15 protein-coding genes and 1 tRNA gene are annotated in these 20,190 nt (G+C 42.9%); 2 read left to right on the plus strand and 14 right to left on the minus strand.

Features of this window, described 5'->3' with window-relative positions; genetic code table 11:
* Positions 1-116: 116 nt before the first annotated feature.
* Entirely contained in the window at positions 117-869 is a 753-nt protein-coding gene (locus tag GS399_RS15935) for a CHAP domain-containing protein (RefSeq protein WP_160845649.1), read from the plus strand.
* An 861-nt stretch (positions 870-1,730) separates the two neighbouring features.
* Here GS399_RS15935 and GS399_RS15940 read toward each other — a convergent pair.
* Both GS399_RS15940 and GS399_RS15945 read right to left on the minus strand, forming a co-directional pair.
* On the minus strand, positions 1,731-2,210 hold the full coding sequence (locus tag GS399_RS15940; protein ID WP_160845650.1) for an OmpA family protein: 480 nt from the start codon (positions 2,208-2,210) through the stop codon (positions 1,731-1,733).
* A 143-nt stretch (positions 2,211-2,353) separates the two neighbouring features.
* Positions 2,354-3,991, minus strand: coding sequence for a P-loop NTPase family protein (locus GS399_RS15945; protein WP_237487971.1), 1,638 nt, complete (start codon positions 3,989-3,991; stop codon positions 2,354-2,356).
* A 205-nt stretch (positions 3,992-4,196) separates the two neighbouring features.
* On the opposite strand from GS399_RS15945, the gene GS399_RS15950 reads away from it, so the two are divergent.
* A complete protein-coding gene (locus GS399_RS15950) occupies positions 4,197-5,651 on the plus strand; it encodes an alpha-L-fucosidase (protein WP_160845652.1) in 1,455 nt (484 codons plus the stop codon).
* A 195-nt stretch (positions 5,652-5,846) separates the two neighbouring features.
* Here the strand turns inward: GS399_RS15950 and GS399_RS15955 are convergent, their stop codons facing one another.
* From GS399_RS15955 to GS399_RS16010, 12 genes are all read right to left on the minus strand, one after another.
* Complete coding sequence (locus GS399_RS15955; RefSeq protein WP_160845653.1) at positions 5,847-6,863, minus strand: response regulator; 1,017 nt, start codon at positions 6,861-6,863, stop codon at positions 5,847-5,849.
* Complete coding sequence (locus GS399_RS15960; RefSeq protein ID WP_160845654.1) at positions 6,835-8,040, minus strand: PAS domain-containing sensor histidine kinase; 1,206 nt, start codon at positions 8,038-8,040, stop codon at positions 6,835-6,837. The genes GS399_RS15955 and GS399_RS15960 overlap by 29 nt, the downstream gene beginning before the upstream one ends.
* Before the next feature lie 94 nt (positions 8,041-8,134).
* Positions 8,135-8,497, minus strand: a complete 363-nt coding sequence (locus GS399_RS15965; RefSeq protein WP_160845655.1) for a hypothetical protein — start codon at positions 8,495-8,497, stop codon at positions 8,135-8,137.
* A 168-nt stretch (positions 8,498-8,665) separates the two neighbouring features.
* Positions 8,666-8,737: transfer RNA gene (locus GS399_RS15970), tRNA-Arg, on the minus strand.
* Positions 8,738-8,841: 104 nt separating this feature from the next.
* Positions 8,842-10,368 (minus strand): RagB/SusD family nutrient uptake outer membrane protein, encoded by a 1,527-nt coding sequence (locus GS399_RS15975; protein ID WP_160845656.1) that lies wholly within the window; start codon positions 10,366-10,368, stop codon positions 8,842-8,844.
* A gap of 23 nt (positions 10,369-10,391) precedes the next feature.
* Entirely contained in the window at positions 10,392-13,820 is a 3,429-nt protein-coding gene (locus GS399_RS15980; protein ID WP_160845657.1) for a SusC/RagA family TonB-linked outer membrane protein, read from the minus strand.
* A 211-nt stretch (positions 13,821-14,031) separates the two neighbouring features.
* Positions 14,032-15,015, minus strand: a complete 984-nt coding sequence (locus GS399_RS15985) for a FecR family protein (protein WP_160845658.1) — start codon at positions 15,013-15,015, stop codon at positions 14,032-14,034.
* An 83-nt stretch (positions 15,016-15,098) separates the two neighbouring features.
* Positions 15,099-15,686, minus strand: coding sequence for an RNA polymerase sigma-70 factor (locus GS399_RS15990; protein WP_160845659.1), 588 nt, complete (start codon positions 15,684-15,686; stop codon positions 15,099-15,101).
* 257 nt (positions 15,687-15,943) lie between these two features.
* A complete protein-coding gene (locus tag GS399_RS15995; RefSeq protein ID WP_160845660.1) occupies positions 15,944-16,894 on the minus strand; it encodes a 6-bladed beta-propeller in 951 nt (316 codons plus the stop codon).
* A 33-nt stretch (positions 16,895-16,927) separates the two neighbouring features.
* A complete protein-coding gene (locus tag GS399_RS16000; protein WP_160845661.1) occupies positions 16,928-17,863 on the minus strand; it encodes a dihydrodipicolinate synthase family protein in 936 nt (311 codons plus the stop codon).
* A 69-nt stretch (positions 17,864-17,932) separates the two neighbouring features.
* The gene (locus tag GS399_RS16005) at positions 17,933-18,712 is read right to left on the minus strand and encodes a phytanoyl-CoA dioxygenase family protein (protein WP_160845662.1); all 780 of its coding nucleotides are present in this window, start codon (positions 18,710-18,712) and stop codon (positions 17,933-17,935) included.
* A 20-nt stretch (positions 18,713-18,732) separates the two neighbouring features.
* Entirely contained in the window at positions 18,733-20,178 is a 1,446-nt protein-coding gene (locus tag GS399_RS16010) for a RagB/SusD family nutrient uptake outer membrane protein (RefSeq protein ID WP_160845663.1), read from the minus strand.
* Between the last annotated feature and the right edge of the window lie 12 nt (positions 20,179-20,190).

Genomic DNA, 20,190 nt, shown 5'->3' on the forward strand with positions numbered 1-20,190 from the left:
GGCACCCAAGCTAGCTTCGCTGGTTTCTGCAAAACTCGTTTCAATGGCTATTATTGGCTATTGATAGGTGTGCGGTGTAGCTGTACCTTAGGTAAAAAACCACAAAACGATTACTTATGGATTATCCTAACCGCGTAATAAAAGAGGGTGAAACCGATCAGAACATTGTAATTGCCATTCAGCAGAGGCTGGATGAACTGGGCCTCGGGCCTTTCCAGTTTTCGGGTACCTTCGGGCCCAAAACGAAGGCTGCAGTAAAGCTTTTCCAATCCACTCACCGCGACAAAAACGGTGTGCCGCTGGAAATGGATGGCGAAATAGGAGCAATCACCTGGTCCGTGTTGTTTGATAAAAGTCCTGTAGTAGTATCAGAGAATCCGCCTAATAATTTACTTGCAGAGGCAATCAAAGTTGCTAAAACACAGGTCGGAACAATGGAAGAACCTCCAGGAAGTAATAAGGGCGTCCAGGTTAATAAATATTTGGCTTCTGTCGACTGCCCGCCCGGATCATTCTGGTGCGCAGGTTTTGTTTACTGGTGTTTTAATGAGGCCGCTAAAAGTCTTGGTGTCGCCAATCCATTGTTTAAGACCGGTGGTTGCCTCGATCACTGGAACAATACGAACGGCAGACGCATAAAGGCGCTTGATGCCGCCAATAATCCTTCATTGATTCAGGCTGGTTCTATTTTTATCATTAATCACGGAGAAGGTAAGGGCCATACGGGGATCGTGGTAAAGGAAGACGGCGGATTTATACACACTATTGAAGGTAACAGCAATCCGTCAGGAAGCAGCAATGGAATAGGAGTATTCGAATTACAGCGGAAGATCATTAAAATTAATGCAGGATTTATTTTGTATGAATAACAGCAAGGCTTATAGTTGGTTAATTGCTTTGTTCCAGGCAAAGCGGGATCTTTGTTATTAGTTGAGTAAATTACGTCAGTCAGGAGAGCGCAAAAGCACTTAATTGGAAGTTTCAAAAAATGTAATCTTCCGAGAAGCCATAACAGGTTCACATGAACTCACTCAGGATATTGCGATGATTAGATCTTGTTTTATTTCTTTAGTCGCCATCATGGCCGGGCAGGCCTAGATACTTTTTTTTACAGCAAAAAAAGTATCCAAAAATGCCGCGGCTGCTGAACATTTGTCGTAAATCCTCAATAGATTGTTTTTGCGCATGGTTCGACTCCGCTCACCATGACAGGCCACCACTATATTTCGGTAACATTAAAATGCTGAGCGGAGTCAAAGCAGGCCTTTACTTCCAAATCTTCAAAGGCCGGTTCGTGCTTCGGAAAGAGCTGTGGTGTTATGACCGTTTGCCTCCTGCTACTGATTAACGGAACTGCCGATATTATTGGCACTAGCCGACTGGCGTTCATATCTCAGTGCCACTGATAGTACGCGAGCTTTCCGTCAGCGCCGGGAGAAATTTCCTTGCAATGGTGGGTTGTGGGCAAGCAAGGGCATCAGCATTTAATAATGCAGCCCGTATTGCAAGGAAATTGTGTGAATGGTTTGTGTGGCAAGGGCGCCTTCGGGAAGCTCTTGAATTTTTGGCAACTTTTGTTTCAAGACAATGCCAAGCGTTAGCGAGACCATGAACGCCAATAAAAACAATAAATGCTAGTGAATAACTGGCTAGCCATCGGGCGGCAATGAGCCCGGCTGAAATTCATGTTTGCAAAAGCCATTCAAAGACAGCCCATATTGAAATGTTCGTTATTCAACGAACTGAATTTCCACGCGCCTGTTCAATTTGCGGCCAGTTGCTGTTTCGTTACTGGCAATTGGCTTTGTGTCGCCAAATTCGGTTGACGCGATACGCGACTCATCGGCACCTTTGCTTACAAGATATGCTTTAACGCTTTGAGCACGGGTTTTTGATAAATTCCAGTTGTAGACGTACGCTCCGATGTTGTCTGCATGCCCGCTTACCTTAAGCGACGCGTTGTTTTCAATAAGCAATTTTGCAACTTTATCCAACTCGTCATAATAGGCATCGGCTACTGAGGATTTGTTGAAGCCAAACTCGACATTTTTAAACTTGGTTTTAATGAGTTTGTCAATGTTTTTCGAAACCGGTGGATGGTTTTTCGGATTTCCTTTTTTCGAAGACCGTGCAGGTACGGTTAAAGCCAATAAACACAAAATGATTCCACAAAACAGAGTGGTTTTCCGGGTGCTGATTTTAGTTTTCATAATGTTTGATTAGTTTATATGTTTAAGACATAAGAGTTTGTATGACAGTTTATTATATACGGTATGCGGAGGATTGCGGATTTCGGCAGTCCTTGTTTTTTTAATTTTTTTGAGCCGGTTCTTATTTCCATCCGTCATTGTGATTAGTCATTTAATACGTCCAAAAATCCAGGCATGAAATCTAATTGTGCCATATTATTTACAACCACCAGCGGCCTTTTAAGCAGGTTGTTTAGGTTCAATTCGTTAAACCAATTGAGTTTATTTTTCGACGAATAGCCATAGCGGGCGACGAAAATATTGCTATCAGCCTGTCTTAATATTGGATAAATGTCTATATCCGGCGATACCGGAGGGCAATTGATTATAAGATAGTCACATAGATTTTTTAACTGGAAGAGGAGCTGTTCAAACCTGCTATGCAAAACGGAATGACCCGCATCTGTTACTTGGCCGGCAGGGGGATCTGAATTTAGCAATTCTGTAACCTGTTTTAAATTATCCGGCGATCCAAGTCCCAGCAGATTCAGGTTTGGAGAAATTTTGGATGTAGTGAGGAGGGCGGGCCCATCGTTGGTACCGCCTGCAAGAAAATCACTTACTCCGCTTAATTTTTGCAGTTGAAAATCCTTTGTAAGAAAAGCGTTCTGGAGATCCAGGTCGACAAGTACCACCTTTTTATTAAGCAGGCTCAGTGCGACTGCAAGCTTGATCGTAAAGAAAGTTCTTCCCTCGCGCGCATTAGAACAGGTAAGCGATATAATTTTACCTTTTTCAGCGGGCAGAGTCTCAAAAAAAGAGATTACAGGATTTAGCCTTTTAATCAGCGGCGCGAAAGTAAACTGTTCCAGCGTGAACTGGCGTTGATCGTAGATAACTTCAGCCGGTGTTAGCAGCGGAATGGCCGTAATTTTTTTTATATCTGCCAGGTGTCTGATAAGATCAGTCTTTCCGGCCGCTAACAGGATGTAAGGCAAGGGCAATAAAAGTCCGAGTAAGGCCGCGCCGATATAAAGCGGAACGGCTGAACTGTTTTTGGAAGTAAGAGAAGCCTGAGCGGATTGCGATGTTTGCGGTATTTCTGGTGTAAGGTTTTCGTGCTGTCTGATCAGCGCGTTAATTGCAGAAAGTTCTACGTCGATTTTTGACAAACCGGATTTAGAAGTGTTTCTTAACGAATTCAATATAGTTTCAACATCAGTTTGCCGGATGCTGATGATACCTGATACACGTTTTGTCAATGCCGAAATGTTTTTGGAGGCGGTTGCTGACCTTCGCTTGTCCTCCGGCGATTGTTTGCTTAAAAGTGTCTGCCGCCTGATTTGGGCTTGGTTCAGTTCACGGATCGTGTTTCGCAGAGTACTGTCCGTCAATTCAAAGCTATCCGGAATTTGAATGAACTGATCCGGCGGACCAGTTATATAAGGCTTAATTGCATTTAAAACATCCAGTTCTTTGGTATACCTTGCCGTCGCTTTTTCCAGGCTGTACGGCCCGGCATCCTGGTCAGACTTAATACTGTCAAGCCTGCCGGCTCTTTTTCTCAATACTGAAATCGAGTGCCTGATAAGAACCGAGCTATCATTACTGGCTTCGGCAGATACGAATTGAGGGAGGTCAATCGTGGTTTTTTCTGAAAATTCTATTTCCCTGTAAATGAATGCTGCAAAAAGACAAACTATTACCGATCCTGCAAAGAGAAATTTGTACCGTGAAATTTCACTCAATAAGCGTTTTATTCGATCAGGAACGGGTGAGTTAGAGTTTGATACCAGTATCATTTGTCAGGGCAGGAGGATAGCCGATCGCTAAGGTTAATTTATATTATTTCGATGTGTGTTATTTTTGATTTGATAACCGCCGATAATACGTCTGGTTTGGGCCATCTGTTTAATGTATACCGAAATGGAATTTTTCACAGTCTCGTTGGTAATCGGGCAAAAAAGTTGGCGATAAGTTTATCTTAGCGTTTGTAAAATTTACCACATGAAGTTACTGCCTTTGATACTGTTGTTTATTTCCAGTGCTGTTTATGCGCAGAATCCCCCTAAGCCTTACGGTGCGCTGCCTTCCCAGCGGCAACTTGCCTGGCATGATACAGAGATCTACGGATTGATACATTTTACTCCGACCACTTTTGAGGACAAGGAATGGGGTTACGGCGATGCTGATCCGAAAATTTTCAACCCATCGTCTTTTGATGCGTCACAAATAGTAAAGGCTGCAAAAGCAGGCGGATTAAAAGGTATTATACTGGTTGCTAAACATCACGATGGCTTCGCTTTATGGCCTACCAAAACAACCGGCTATAATATTTCAAAAAGCCCGTTTCGTAATGGTGAAGGCGATTTAGTTAAGGAGATCGAAGAGTCGGCAAGGAAAAACGGCTTGAAGTTTGGTGTTTATTGTTCGCCATGGGATCGTAACAATGCCGCATATGGCACAAATAAATACCTTGAAATTTATCAAAGTCAGCTTAAGGAACTTTACAGTAACTACGGAAGCCTTTTTATGAGCTGGCATGATGGTGCTAATGGCGGAGACGGATATTACGGTGGCGCCCGGGAAAAGCGATCGATTGACAATACAACTTATTATGACTGGAACAATACCTGGGCTATAACAAGAAGAATGCAACCATCGGCAAATATTTTCAGTGATATCGGACTGGACATACGTTGGGTAGGAAATGAACAGGGCATGGCAGCCGACACGAGCTGGGCGACATTTACGCCCCTGCCTCCGGAGGGAAAGAACGTAGCAGTGCCGGGCCAGGCTAACTATCCGCAAAGTCCAGGTGGTATTCGTAACGGAAAATTTTGGATGCCGGCAGAGTGCGACGTTCCGCTCAGGAAAGGCTGGTTTTTTCATGTCCAGGAAAAACCTAAAGCACCCGATGAGCTGTTTGACTTGTACCTTAAGAGCGTCGGAAGAGGAGCGGGCCTCGATTTGGGACTGGCCCCGGATAAACGCGGCTTACTCTCGGATGATGATGTTAAATCATTAACAGAATTTGGCGACATTCTGAAAAAAACCTTTGCGTCAAACCTGTTGCAGAATGCATCGGTAGAGGCCAGCGACGTCCGGGGTAAGGATTATAAACCGGCGAACCTGACCGACAATAATAAAAATTCGTACTGGGCAACAAAGGATGAGGTGAATAAGGCCGTGCTTACTTTTCATTTAAGAAAGTCAGAGACTTTTGACCTGATCAGCTTGCAGGAGTTCATTCCTCTCGGGCAGCGGATTGAAGGCTTTACTATCGATATATTTGAAAATAATGCCTGGAAGAAAATCTATGAGGGCGCGAGTATCGGATCAAAACGTTTAATCAGATTGACTACCCCGGTTAAAACGGCTGCCCTGAGAATTAATATCACAAAGTCTCCGGTTTGCGTGACGCTTTCTGAAGTCGGATTATATAAGATCGCCGGTTTATAAATTAGCGTTCATTAAATCTTTGAATCGAGATAAGCATAGCCCGTTTTAAAATAGATCTTACGCCGAAATCTATGTGAATAATTTAGCCGAGGGCGACTGGAAGGCTATCGTTGAATATGAACATGCCGGACGGAATTATTTGTATGAAAGACATTTTAAGGTGATGGCTTCCTGAAATGGGTCAGAGCTGTCCCCTCAATTTTTCATAGTAGCCAAACGCTGCATATTAAGCACTTGTATGTTACTGCCTTTGCGGTCGATTAGTTTTTCTTCTTTAAAATCACTCAAAATGCGGCTGACAGTTTCACTGGCTATTCCCGCGAGGGCGGCCAGGTCGTCCCGGGAAATTTTCAGAGTATTGCTTCCAGGATTTTGACCAAGCAGCCTAACCAGCACCAGCGCCATTCGTTTACGCACAGAATTGTAAGCCATTTGCAAAAGCTGTTCTTCTTTCTCTTTCAGGTTGTTGGAAACTATTCGAATAAATTGCCTGGTAATGTCAGGATAAAGGTTTAACAGTTCGTTAATAGCGTCTTTCGGCAGAAAATTCAATTGCGTATCTTCCATTGTTTCGGCCGATTCCTGGTAAGGCTCATCAAGCAAAAAACAATTTACACCGAAATATTCATCGGCCGAATAAATCCCGGTGAGTAACTCATGCCCGTTTTCACTGATTTTATAGGTTTTTACTTTGCCGCTCACCACCAGGTAAATCCCTTGTACGATATCCTGTTCGTAATAAACGATCTGTTTCTTTTTAAGAATTCTTAGCTTGCGTTCGGCAATAAGTTGCTGAAGCTTTGCGGTGCCGCTTCCGGGGCGTCGGTCTTGCTGCCTTTTGTGCTTATTAAGCCGGCTTTCTACGGCATTAAGTAATTCGGTTCCGTCGAAGGGTTTCGTGAGGTAATCATCTGCACCCATATCCATCCCTTTACGTATGTCTGCCCGCTCTGCTTTCGCTGTCAGGAAAATAAAAGGAATACCGTTCAGATCCGGGTTTTTGCTGAGCATATGCAGTACACCATAACCATCGAGTTCGGGCATCATGATGTCGCAAAGGATTAAATCAGGCGGATTTTGCTGCGATAATTCGACGCCCGCTTTGCCGTTTTCGGCCTGCACAACCTGGTACCCGGCGAGTTCCAGGATTTCGGCAGAGCTTTCGCGGATCTCGGTATTATCTTCAATTATCAGGATTTTTAGCTGTTGCATGGGCAAAAGTAAGTGTAAATAAAGTTCCTTCGTTTTGAACGCTTTCGAATTGAATGGTGCCATTCAGTAACTCTGTATAACGCTGCACGATGTCTAATCCCAAACCGGTACCGGGAATACTGCCGGTATTGCTCGCCCGAAAAAAAGGTTCAAATAGATGTTTCTGCTCCTCCCGGGGGATGCCGATGCCGGCGTCTTTAACTTTAATGATACAGGTTTCTCCCGCGACTTCGGTAACGAATTGGATGGTCGTGCCTTCATCCGAGTATTTTATAGCATTGGAAAGAAGGTTTATAATGCAATTTTTTAAAAGGCTGGAATCAAGCCTGACAGCAGTTACCTCACCAATGTGGCCGTAAACGACTTGCTGGTCCTGCTTGACCGACAGGCGCATTTCTTCAGTTATTTCCAGTGCAAGTTGCGGCAAATTGAAAATACTATAATTCACCTGCACTTTACCTGCGTCAATACGGTCAATTGAAAGAAAGTCATTCAGAATATTCGTCAGGCTGGTGACGGCGTTTTTAATTTTGCCGATATGCCTGGCAATGTTTGGATTGCAGTTTTCTGCATATTTTTCGATCAGTGAGGCTGAAAGTTGAACGGAGCCCAGCGGCGTGCGGAATTCATGTGAAGCGGTAGATACAAACTGTGCTTTCAGCTGGTAAAGCTCTTTTTCTTTTTCGAGCGATTGGCTTACTTCCTCCTTGGCCTTCCGCAGATCCTCTACGCTCTGTTTAAGCGAGGCGGTACGTTCATCCACCAAATGTTCCAGCTTAGCCGCATAATTTTTCAGGCGTTCTTCAGCTTCCTTTTCCTTTGACAGATCATGAATAAAGCCGGTATATAATACATTTTCGCCCGATTTTACTTCGCTTACCGCCAGGCGAAAAGGGAAGGTGCTGCCATCTTTCCGAAGACCGCGTACCTCCCGTCCGACGCCGATGATTTTCTTTACACCGGTGTGCTGGTAGTTAGCGATATACTGGTCATGGGACGACTTTTCGGGCTCTGGCATCAAAACGGAGATATTTCTGCCAATAACTTCCGATTCGTGGTAACCGAATAATGCAAGGGCCGCCGGATTAACCGATTCAACCAGGCCACGGCTATTGATGGTAATAATTCCGTCGATAGCCGTTTCGATAATCGCATTTAATAATTTGGCACTCTCCATAGTTAGATCTTCATACAAACATAATTAAACACAAGCTTATAAACAGAAAAAGCGCCCGGATTCAGGGCGCTTTCAGGGAATACATTTTAAACAATTATAGTAACATAAAAGCGGTCGCAGCAACCATCGCGATATGCGCCGCTAAACTTAAGAAGAATATAAAAATCGTAAAACGAGTGCTGGCGCCGCCCATATTAGCGATGATGTTGGAAAAAAACAACACCAAACTGGCTCCTAAAAAAGGTACAACCGGGCCATGAAACGAGTAAACGAACAGAAAGGTTAGTGGCACGAGCACGCAGGAATGAGCCAGTAATGAAATCATCCACCAAACTGTGTGCAAGCTTTTCTGGGTGTCGGCAAAAATAATATAACGATTATAAAGCGTTGTGATGTATGATGGAGCAACTTCTTGTTGTTCCCATGAAACATTTTGAATAGATTTTAGCGTGATCATAATTCTGAAGTTTAACACTTCAAAGATCAGCTTAAATGGAAAGGTGGCTAATGCTGGTAATCATGTAAAAAAGTGATCTTCATCACATTTTAAAAAAATGTTGATACTGCGCCGGTAGTCCAGAACGAAAAAACCACTTAAAATATGAATTAAGTGGTTTGGTAATCGTGCACGCGAAGGGATTCGAACCCCCATCATCAGAACCGGAATCTGACATTCTATCCATTGAACTACGCATGCGGTATTTCAGGGTGGCAAATATATTAAATTGATTCTAGTAAACCGCCTTTAAAACAAAAAATGGATGAGCAATATGCCCATCCATTAAAAAGAGGCCGCAATGTTTAATAACCAGGGTTTTGCGGCCCGAGATTCGGATTGTTCTTTAATTCATTGGTCGGCATCGGAAATAATAAATGCTTTTGAGCGAGTACTGGCCCGTAACTGAACGCATGTCCAACGAAGTCGTCAAAGCCGTTGGTTGCTTCGTTATAAACTTTTCTCAGGCGTACCATATCGAACCAGGTTAAGTTATCATAGCACAGCTCATGCCAGCGTTCACGCCAAACGGCTTCGCGGAAAGCAGCCTGGCTAAGTCCTGACAGGGTAGGTAAAGTGGCTCTTGTCCGAATATCGTTAATAGCTTTGTAAGCGACGGCATTCGGCGAGCCATCAGTTTCATTTTGAGCTTCGGCGTACGTTAACAGCAGATCAGAATAAAGCAAGTTAGGTATGTTTAGATCGCTTCGGGTTGTGCCTACTGTGTTGAATGTACCGTTTGCTAAAACGTCGAAATGCTTGAATATATACGGTTTGTTTAATGGTTTTAAGGGGCCTATTCCGCCGGTATAGTAACTGGTGTAGAAGAATTGCTGCTCCTGAACCCGTTTATCGCCGGCCTCGAATGATTTTACAAATGACTCAGTTGGTACCGTACTTCCGATCTCTGTACTGTAAGCAGAAATTTCCTTAAAATTTGGAAGCAAAATATCTTGCAGGGAATTGTCATCAACCGATGCCAGAAACTGAAGTTCGAAAATGTGTTCTCCAACATTTTCAGTGCTTACCGAGTGAAGGTCGTTATAATTGGCAAAAAGTGAATATCCGCCATTATCGATAACCTCTTTCGCTTTGTCAGCCGCCAATTTATAATATTCCTGTCCTAAATTCAAAGGATTTCCGGCCATCGTAATGTACACTTTAGCAAGTAAGGTTTTGACTGCGCCTAAAGATGCTCTTCCGCTGGCATCTGTGAAGGGCAGCCCGGATGCCTCTGCTGTCTTCAGGTCATTTACTATTTGCGTGTATACATCTTTGACAGCAGTTCTGGTTGGTTTAAGTTCCGGAGATGAAGCATCCACCGGTTTAATAATCAACGGTACGTCGCCAAACAGCCTTACCAGGTAGAAGTATGACCAAGCCCTTAAGAAGTAAGCTTCTCCCAGTATCGATTTCTTCGTCGCATCTTCCATGGGATTTATACCAGGGACCTTGTCAAGAACGAGATTGGTTTGCGCAATGACAACATAAAGTCCGTTCCACCAGTTGTTTACATGAACATTATCGCCGTTGTATACCAGCGATTGAAGATTGTTTAAATCCGTATTTTGTCCTGTTTCGGTACTTGCAGTGCCTGTAACCATTTCTGGCATCGACCAGTTTACTGAAAATATTCCTGCTCCACCTCCGATAAAGCGTGTTCGGTCATAAGCGGCGGCAATTCCAGCCGTTGCATGCTCCGGTAAAGTGAAATAACTGTCAGGACTTAAGCTTGAAGGGTCCTGCTCTTCTAAAAACGAAGAACATGACGCACTAAGCATTGTGGCAAAAAATAATAGTATGCCAGCGATTTTATTATATCTTGATTTCATAATTTATCGGTTTTAGCTAAAAATTACAATCCTACGTTTAAGCCAACCATAAAAGTTGTTGGTTTGGGATAGTCAAAAAATGTTTGCCCCTGAGAAAAAGCCTGATCATAGGTAGTTACTTCAGGGTCATTTCCCGTGAAGTTGGTAACAAGGAAAAAATTCTGCGCTGAAGCATACAATCTTAAACGGCTTAAGTGCATTTTTTGAGTAATGGATGTTGGAAATGTATAACCTAAAAGAATGTTTTTTCCTCTGAGAAATGACCCGTCTTCAACCCAGTGACTATCAACATTCGTCACATATCCCGCTCTTGTATCCCTGATTGCAGCAATAGGAGTGTTTTGATTTTCAGGTGTCCAGGCATTTAATACGGTATTAAAACTGTTGGCGATACTTACACGGTCTTCGCCGGAGTGCCTGGTTTGGTTTAACAGGTCATTTCCGTAAGAGTATTGAAGCTCCAATGTAAAGTCGACGTTTTTATACCTTAAGCTATTCAGGAATGACCCGTAGCCTTTTGGTGTATTGTTGCCGATGACCACCCTGTCAGCGTCATTAATCGCATAGTCGCCATTTACGTCCAGATATTTTATATCCCCGGGTAAAATTGGCTTTCCGGCACGATAGCTTGCGAACTTTGCCGCTTCTGCCGCTTCCGCGGTTCCCCATGTACCTAACCTGACCAAGCCATAGAATGATCCAAGCGGTTCTCCTTCCTGGATAATACCTGTATTACTTAAAAAGTTCGGGTTGCCACTGTAAATAGGTGCTGGAGTTGCTAAAGCCAACACCTTGCTTCTGTTCATCGAAATATTGAACGTAGTTTTCCATGTAAAGTCTTTACTATCAATATTGATGGTATTCAAAGCAATTTCAACCCCCTTATTTTCAAGGCTGCCTACATTTTGAGTTATAACACTGTAACCGCTTGAACGTGGTAGCGGCACATCTAATAGCATATCAGTAGTTTTACGATAGTAAATGTCACCCTCTAATGAAATCCTGTTGTTGAAGAAGCCAACTTCCAGGCCGGCATCATACTGTGTGGTTTTTTCCCACCTTAAATCGGGATTAGCAAGCCTTGATGTTCCGGTTCCGGTTACTCTGCTATTATTGAAAATTCCGGCATAGTTGGTACCTAACAATGATAATGCTGAATAGGCTGGGATTTCTGAATTACCTGTGGCACCATAGCTTGTTCTGAGTTTAAGGTTAGAGATTGTTTTATTACCTTTTAAAAACTCTTCATCAGAAATTCTCCAGGCGAGAGCCGCCGAAGGAAAAAATGCATATTTGTGATTTTCTCCAAATTTCGATGAACCATCAAGTCGTCCCGTTAAGGTTATCAGATACTTGTTTTTGAACGAGTAATTAGCCCTTCCGAAATAGGAATTAAAGGCGAATTTGCTGCGATCGGATCCCGACGGATTTTGAACACTTCCCGCACCCAGATTGTTGTCTTGAAAGTAATCGGTAGAGAAATTTTGAGAATTTGCGTTAAAGTCGAAAAGGTTAGTTTCCTGCCACGAAATTCCTAATAAACCAGTTACATTATGTTTTTCATTAAACGTTTTATTGTAGGTAAGATAGTTTTCAAGAGACCAGTAAGTTTCGCGGTTGCTTCTGACAGAGGCTGTTCCACGCTGATCAAATGAAAGGCTGTACAGCGATCGTCCAAAGTATTCATCGTTTTCCCTGCTTGTAATATTTGCCCCTAAAACAGTTCTCATTGTGAGATCTTTAGTGAACATAATATCGGTAAAAATATTTCCAAGCGTGTTTTGAGTAATTAACTTATATTGGCTTTCTTCTAAAATATGAACCGGGTTTGAACCGCCTTCTGCGCCGGGATAATTCACATTATCAGCCCAGGCTCCATTCGGATACTTTACAGGTAAGAAAGGGAAAGCTTCTGTGATCATCCGTACAGAGTTCAGTGCGCCGGTTCTGGTATCTCCAATGTTTTCATCCTGATTATTATAACTCAGGTCACCGCCCACTTTTAACCAATCTTTTATCTGGCTGTCAAAGGTAAACCTGCCGGAATACCTTTTCATATAGGTGTTTTTTAAAAGGCCGTTATCGTCACGGTAGCCTGCAAATATTCCATAGCTGCTTTTGTCATTGCCATTGGTGAAACTTAACTGATGGTTTTGCGACAACTTACTCTGTGTTGCCTCCTCCATCCAATCGGTGTTATAAAGCGGGTTGCCATTAGAATCAAATAGCAGCGGCAGGCGTTTCCTTTTTTCCCGCGGATCTTCTACCGCTGAATAATTCCCGGCTGCCCATCCTTGCGGGTCATAAACCTTTATGTTATCGTAGGCCAGGTTCTCGGTAGCAATATATTGGTTTGCATCAAGCATTTCAACTCGGTTAGGGCCGATTATATTGGTGCTGAATTGATTGTCATAGGTAACTTTCCCGCCACTGGTCGACCCTCTTTTTGTAGTCACTAAAATTACTCCATTAGCTCCGCGTGCGCCATAAATCGCAGTAGCGGAAGCATCCTTCAAAACCTCTACTGATTCAATGTCGCTTGGATTGATGTAATCGATAGCGTTTGATCGTTGAGTCTGCGTGCCAACCGGCAGAATTACACCATCAACAACGTACAATGGATTATTGGAAGTATTGATCGAACTAAAGCCACGGATGCGGACATTAGTTTGGCCACCTGGTCTTCCAGAGTTGGTGTTCACCTGCACGCCGGTCACACGGCCTGCCAACTGTTCGTTTAGGGAGCTTGCAGGCCGTTCCTGTAACTGGGTAGATTTTACCGAACCGATGGCGCCGGTTAGATCCGATTTCTTTTGTGTACCGTAACCGATAACTACTACTTCATTCAGGGACTGGGTGCTTTCGAGCATTTTGACATTAAGCGTAGTGCGATTGTTCAAAGGCACTTCCTGAGTGACAAAACCGACGTAAGTGAATACCAAAGTGCCGTCGCCGGAAGGTACGCTTATTGAGTAATTACCCCGTATATCAGTACTGGCACCGGCGTTCGACCCTTTCAGCTTGACACTGACACCGGCTAATGGTTCGCCCTTACCATCGGTAACCTGGCCGCGGACATTGGCCTGCTGCTGTTCTTCGAGCGGCAAAGATGTAATCGATTCAGTATATAGGTTATTTTTGCTCAGAACGATGCGTTCGTTCATCACTTCATAGTTAATGCCGTTGGGGATAAGTATTTTGTCTAAAACATTTTTTAATTTTTCGCCAACGGCTTCACATGAAACCGTATTGCCGGTTTTTATAACACTTTTACTATAGACGAATTTAATGTCCTTGTTTTTTTCAAGGCTTTTTAACGTACTCTCAAGGCTGCCGTTCTCTACCGAGATATTGACCACCTTGTTTAACACGTTCTGCGCCTTTCCGTTATTAGCATAACTTACGCCGGTAACTATGCATGCTAAAAACAACTGGCTAAATGTGAATTTCATAATGACACTCCAGTTAAACTGAGTTTTTAAACATAATTTCATACATTCGTTAGTTTTATTTTGTAAAAAAATAGACAATAGAAACCCCTTGCTACTTTGAGCGGTGCATTGGGGTTTTGAGAAATTGCCGGTAAGTGGTGACTACACTTCCCGGCTTTTTTTGTTAGGTCCTATTTACTTCATTAGCGATTTATTTTTAGGTGATTATTGGTTAATTATTTCGTTTAAGTATAATTTGGCCTTCATTGATCTCATAATTGATACTGAGTGATTTTTCCAGCATTTCCAGGATCTCGGGTAAACTTTGATCGGTGAAATCGGCTTTTAAAAGATAACTTTTCAGTACGTCATCATTTATCTCTATGGAGGAACCGAATTTTTTATTCAGGATCGCAATGACATCGCTTAGTGCAACATCATCAAAAGACAAGGTGGTTTTTCTCCAGATTTTCATTGGAGATGCGGCCGGTTCCCTTTCTGTTTTTAAATAGTTAGTTTGAGGATTGTATACGATTTTCTCTTCCGGAAGTAACAGAATTTTTGAATTATTTTTTCCAGGAATCTCCACCGAAACTTTTCCCGTAACCACAGAAACCTCCGAGCGGTGATTCGGTAAGGTCCTGATACGGAAGCTGGTACCAAGCACTTTTGTGATAAGATTTTCACTTCGTATAACAAAGGGGTGTTTTGCGTCTTTAGTAACTTCAAAAAATGCATCGCCTTTTAATGATACTTTGCGGTAATTTCCGGTAAAGCTCTTTGGGATCGTTAAGCTGCTTTCCGGATTTAGCCAAACGGAGCTGCCGTCGGAAAGTGACTGACGTTTAATTGTTTTTGTCTTATTTATAAATGTTAGCTTATCTGTTGCGAGTGCAGCAACGGGTTGGTCAGATGGTCTGAAAAAATAAATCGCTCCCACAATCAAAAAGACGGCAGCTGCAGACGACGCGAGATATACCAGGCTTCGTAAGTCGCCAAGCCTTTTTCGTTCCGATCGCGGTAAATCGCAATTTTCTTTTACCTGGTTAAAGATTCTTTGTTTCAGCAGGTCTCTTTCCTCCAACGAAAGGTTCGGCAGCGGATCATCAGCCTGATTTTGCCGTTCAAACCATGCATAAAGCTGTTCGCGCTCTTCGTTCGAACAATCGCCCCGTAAATACTTTTTAATTAGTTGATGGTAGCGGTCACTGCTCATAGGCCTGCGGTTATATGCCTATAGTCAGTTGAAAAACTCAGAACCCTTGCCCGTCAAAAAAATATTATCGCCAATTACCAATTTTAAAACAATGCACTCACGAATAATGGTGCCAGCATAAAAAACTGATTCAGACTGAGCCGGAGCCTTTTGAGTGCTTTGGTTAAATGCCCTTCAACCGTTTTTTCAGAAATTCCCATTTCTGAAGCGATTTCCTTTGTGGTTTTAAACTCATTTCGGCTTAGTTGGTACACAGCCCGGCATTTTACCGGAAGAAGGCCTATCTGCTTGTCAATAGTTTCTGCCAGATCATTTAGTGATATAACATCTTCCGTCGAGTTGTCAATATCGGTATGTAAATACTCGTAGGCTTCAACGTAATTTTTTCTGACGTATTTTTTCTGATAGTAATTAAACACACGATAGCGTATGCAAGAGTATATATAGCCGGGAAAGCTTGTGTTGATCTGCAGCGTTCTTCTGTTCAGCCATAAACTGGTGAAAAAATCCTGGACGATCTCTTCTGCGGTTTCTTTTGACGCCGTTTTTCTGAAAGCCAGTGAATAGGCATTTGCCCAATAGCGATTATATAACTCTTCGAATGCCTTGCAGTTATCCGCTGATAAAAATGCAATAAGCGCTTCATCAGATGATTTATAAAGATCACTCATCTAATATTTTGTTTTTTTAGGTATAGTATTAACAGTTATCAAAGCAAGTGTTACCTGATAAAGGTTATAATTGGATATGCTAAAATTAGTAAAATTTATAAATGCCTTTAAAATTTATATTTGATTAAATAATATTTCCGGCGTACCTAGGACGTATAAAGTCCGAAAAATCTGAATAAAAAAAGCGGAGAACGATAATTCTCCGCTTTTTTTATTCAGTTCAAAGTGGCTGCTTTTTTATTAAGCAAGCATAACTATCACACTCTTTCCAGCATCAGGGGATAGGTTTTTCCTGAATTCCACTGCGGTACGTAAAGATTTTCATCTTTATCAACACATATATCATGTGGATGGAAAAATGTTTTACAATCCTGCTTTTGAGGCTGCAATTGTCCGTTAACGTAGGTTGGATGCGTGGCTCCCGGTGAAGAAACGACCTTATCATTTTTATCGATCAGAGTGATATAACCCGAACCCATATTTTGATTGTCGCCGGAGCGAAAAACGGCTCCGTAAACGTTTTCTCCCTGTACCACAGGCCGGCAGATAAACGAGCCCGGAAGGTGAATAGTGGTCAGATAACTCCCATCCATCGTAAAGCGTTTAAGGGCATTATGGTTCCGCGACGTTATAAGTAAAGTTGGCTCGTCAAACCTGTTATCTATTGCAATGCCATGTACGCAGTCAAATTGGGCGTCACCGTTTCCTTTGCCGCCCCAATGGCGGATATAATTGCCCATACTGTCGTACTGAATAACAAATTGATGGCCGTATCCATCTGTTACATAGATATCACCGTTAGGAGAAACTGCCGTTTCGGTTGGCTTATATTCGCCGGCTGATTTATATTGACTTATTTCCTTCGGATAATCCAATATCATCAACTCTTTGCCGTCAAGCGTAGTTTTAATTACCTGGTGTCTTTCTGTATCGGTAATATACAGGAACTCCTCACTATTTTCATTGCTCAGCGTAAGGCCGTGGGCGCCCGGATAGTTTGTTCCCCAACTGTTTTTAACCTTGCCATCCTTAGTATATATCAGTACGTTGTTTCTGGTCTCGTTGGTTAAAAGATAGAGCAATCCACTCTTGTCCATTACCATTTCGTGGCAGTCTTTTACAGGGTATTTGTCCGGATCCTGGTTTCCCCAGCCTGCATTGACCCGGTACCTGAAATTATTATGGCCGATTAAATTGTTGTTTTGCATTTGCAGGTGAAGTTAGTGAAAAGTTGTAGCAGCTTAATTTGCGATAACGGTTTTTACTTGTGTATGATCCTGTAATAATTTGAAAAAACCTACCCGTTCAAGATCTGCTTGAAGATTAGCATATGCATCATCAGAAAGAGGGGCAAGCGGTAATCTTGGATTTCCCATGTCAACTCCAAGCATTTTCATTATAGCTCGTTGTGCCGCAATTGAAGGATGTTTAACAATACACCTGATAAAATCGACCACCTTCAGCTGCAATTTACCCGCTTCGTCAAGTTTACCTGCACGGTATAACTCAATGATGCGGAGGTATACCGGCGCTGCAAATGTATAGGTGCTGCCGATAGCTCCGACTGCACCCACAGCCAACGCGGGCAGCAACATTTCATCATAACCAAACAGCACTTCGAATCTGCCATTTTTATAATTGAGGCATGCCTGGTATTCGTGAAGGGTCGCAGCGGTATATTTAATACCCGCCAGGTTTGGAATGCTTTGCTCTCCCAATGCTAAGAACTCCACCATGTCCATGCCTACGCCGGTTAAAGCAGGCATATGGTAGTAGTAGAATGGAAGTGTTGGAGCGGCGGATGCAATTTCGGCCATACAATCAACCAGGTTTTGCACCGATACCGGCTTAAAGTAGAAAGCAGCAACTGACGAAAAAGCATCCGCACCAATTTTTGCTGCATGAGCGGCCAGTTTTTTAGATTCTTCGATAGAGGTATGGCCAACATGCACCAAGACCAATATGCGTTTTTGTACCGCATTTACATACGCTTCTGCGACAGCCATGCGTTCTTCTACCGTCATGTTAGGACCTTCGCCATTCGTGCCACAGATATAAACGCCTGAGACTCCGTCTGCTACCAGTTTATCAACAAGCGCCGGTATTATATCTGTATTTAGCGATCCATCTTTGTGATAGGCGGCAAATGTAGCGGCAACTATTCCCTGAATTGTCATGTATAAAATTTAGATTGTATATAGTAATTTCTGTTCGATACGGTGTTATGCCGTATATTTTCGTCGTTATTAAATAGTTGCTTCAAATGTTCTTACTTCGTCAAAACGCGTATTTCCACTAACCAGTCTTCCTAAGCGCGGTTTGCCGTTATTGTAAACTTCGATGGCGTCTGCATCTGCATATCTTAAAAAGAGTATACGTCGGTCACGGTCAGTTGAATAATTACCATCAGATTTATGAAGCATCCAGCAGTTAAATATCAAAGAGTCGCCGGCCTTCATTTCCATCGGAACGGCAAGGCTGTCATCGGCGTCTACCACTATTTCTGATTGACTCTTTTTTTGCGCCTCATCCTGTTCCACGCGAATTTGCCCCTGCTTATGGCTACCCGGGATCAACCATAGGCAGCCATTGCCACGGTCGGTATCGTCCAGAGCTGTAAGCGTCGTAAGTGCATTGTATGGTTCCAATTCTCCATAGCCATTATCCTGGTGCCAGCCGAAGGGTTTGGTATTTCCCTTCATTTTAAAGGTTAGCTGCGATGTTGCACCTTTTACATTTGGTCCGATAAGTTGATTGGCGACACCAATTAAAGGCCCTTCAAAATAATAGTCGCGTACGGTGGGTGCCTGGTGATGAATATTAACCAACAGAGAATTCTGCAGCCAGCTTTTATTGGGATCAAATCCTTCCTTTTCTTTCTCCCAGGCTGCCATACATTCCTTTCTCATCTGGTCTATACCTTCCTGTTTCAAAATTCCTTTGATAATCAGAAAGCCGTTTTCGTTGTATGACGCTAGTTCCTCTTTTGTGAGTTTTCTATAGTTAAACAAATCGTCCTTTTTCATGTGTATTTTGATGTTTGTAATTAATAACCAGGTGTTTGTGTAAGGTTTTTATTTGCTGCGAGCACGGTTGCTGATAGCGGCCAGAACAAAGGCGTTGTTTTACCCACTAAGTTAGGTACATAAGTATAAGCGTTGATGGTTCCGCCAAAATGGAAGCGTACAATATCATACCAGCGTTTGTTTTCAAAAAACATCTCGCGACCTCTTTCATCGAAAATGGCACGTTCAAGAGTGGCTTTATCGGTGTTGCCGGCGTAATTGCCATTTCCTGCTCTTACACGTACTTTGTTTAAGTATTCAATGGCTTTACCGGTATTACTAATGGCAGCATAGGCTTCAGCTTCAATCAGGTAAATATCAGCCAGGCGCCACATAATTATATCGTTGTCTGATATCCTGTCGTCAGTGTATTTATTACCAGGAAGTTTGATAGCCCAGTAGTGTTTTGGAGTTGTGCCCTGGCGTTCCGTGATAAATGTATATGGTTTACGTTTGTCATTTGGCAATCCGCTAAACAACTGGCGGCTCTTCAGACTTACCTCGTAGCCGCTCTGGCCGTTAACTGATGTTAACGTATAAGGAATGCTGTCGAGGTTTGAAGCAGCCTGCACGGTTTGGTAAAAAGGCAAAGCGTTTAAAGCATAGTTAGCTCCTGTCTCGTCGCGCTGATAGTAGGCTGACATAATAACTTCAGCATTGGCACGCGTGGTGGTCACATCTTTAAAATTTGTTAACAAACTTACACCGGTGGCTTCAACGGCCGCTGCTGCAGTGATTGCATCATTGTAATCAGCAGCACCGCTTTCGGTCACTTTAGCGCTCCATAATTTCGCTTCAGCTTTGAGGGCCTGGGCAGCGCCGTAAGAAAAGCGGTATTTATTGGCATACGTTTTCTCGGGAAATAAAGAGGTTGCTTGATCCAGGTCGGCAAATATCTGCTTTAATACGTCAGCAGCCTTGGAGCGTGGCAGCAAAGGGACGTTGTCATCGTTAACGGCAGTTAGCATTAACGGTGTATCTCCTACAACGCGCACCAGGAAGAAGTAAGTATAAGCTCGCTGGCAAAGTGTTTCAGCTTTTAACCTGTTTTTTGTTGCCGGATTTGAGAAATTAAAGGGTTCTATCTTGTCTAGTAGCAAATTACAGCTGCCAATAGCTTTATACTGCCCGTTATAATTGATGGTGCCGGTTGTGTTTGACAATATTTGCGACCATGCAGTGCTCAAACGCGAATTGGGGCCCTGTATTAATTCCTCGCTGCGTTCAGTGCCATAAGTAATAGAATTAGCAAAGGCGCGGATAGATGTGTAATTTCCTATAACAAAGGGTTCGAAATCACCCTCATTTTTAAAATATACCTGGCCGGTAATTTGCGATTGCGGAGTAACATCCAATAGCTTTTGACAGCCTGTAAGGCTTGCCAGTATCAAAGCTGCTATAGTTGTTGCTTTATGTATCTTTTTCATGTTTTTTAAAAT

Source organism: Hufsiella arboris (assembly GCF_009834875.1).
GTDB lineage: Bacteria > Bacteroidota > Bacteroidia > Sphingobacteriales > Sphingobacteriaceae > Hufsiella_A > Hufsiella_A arboris.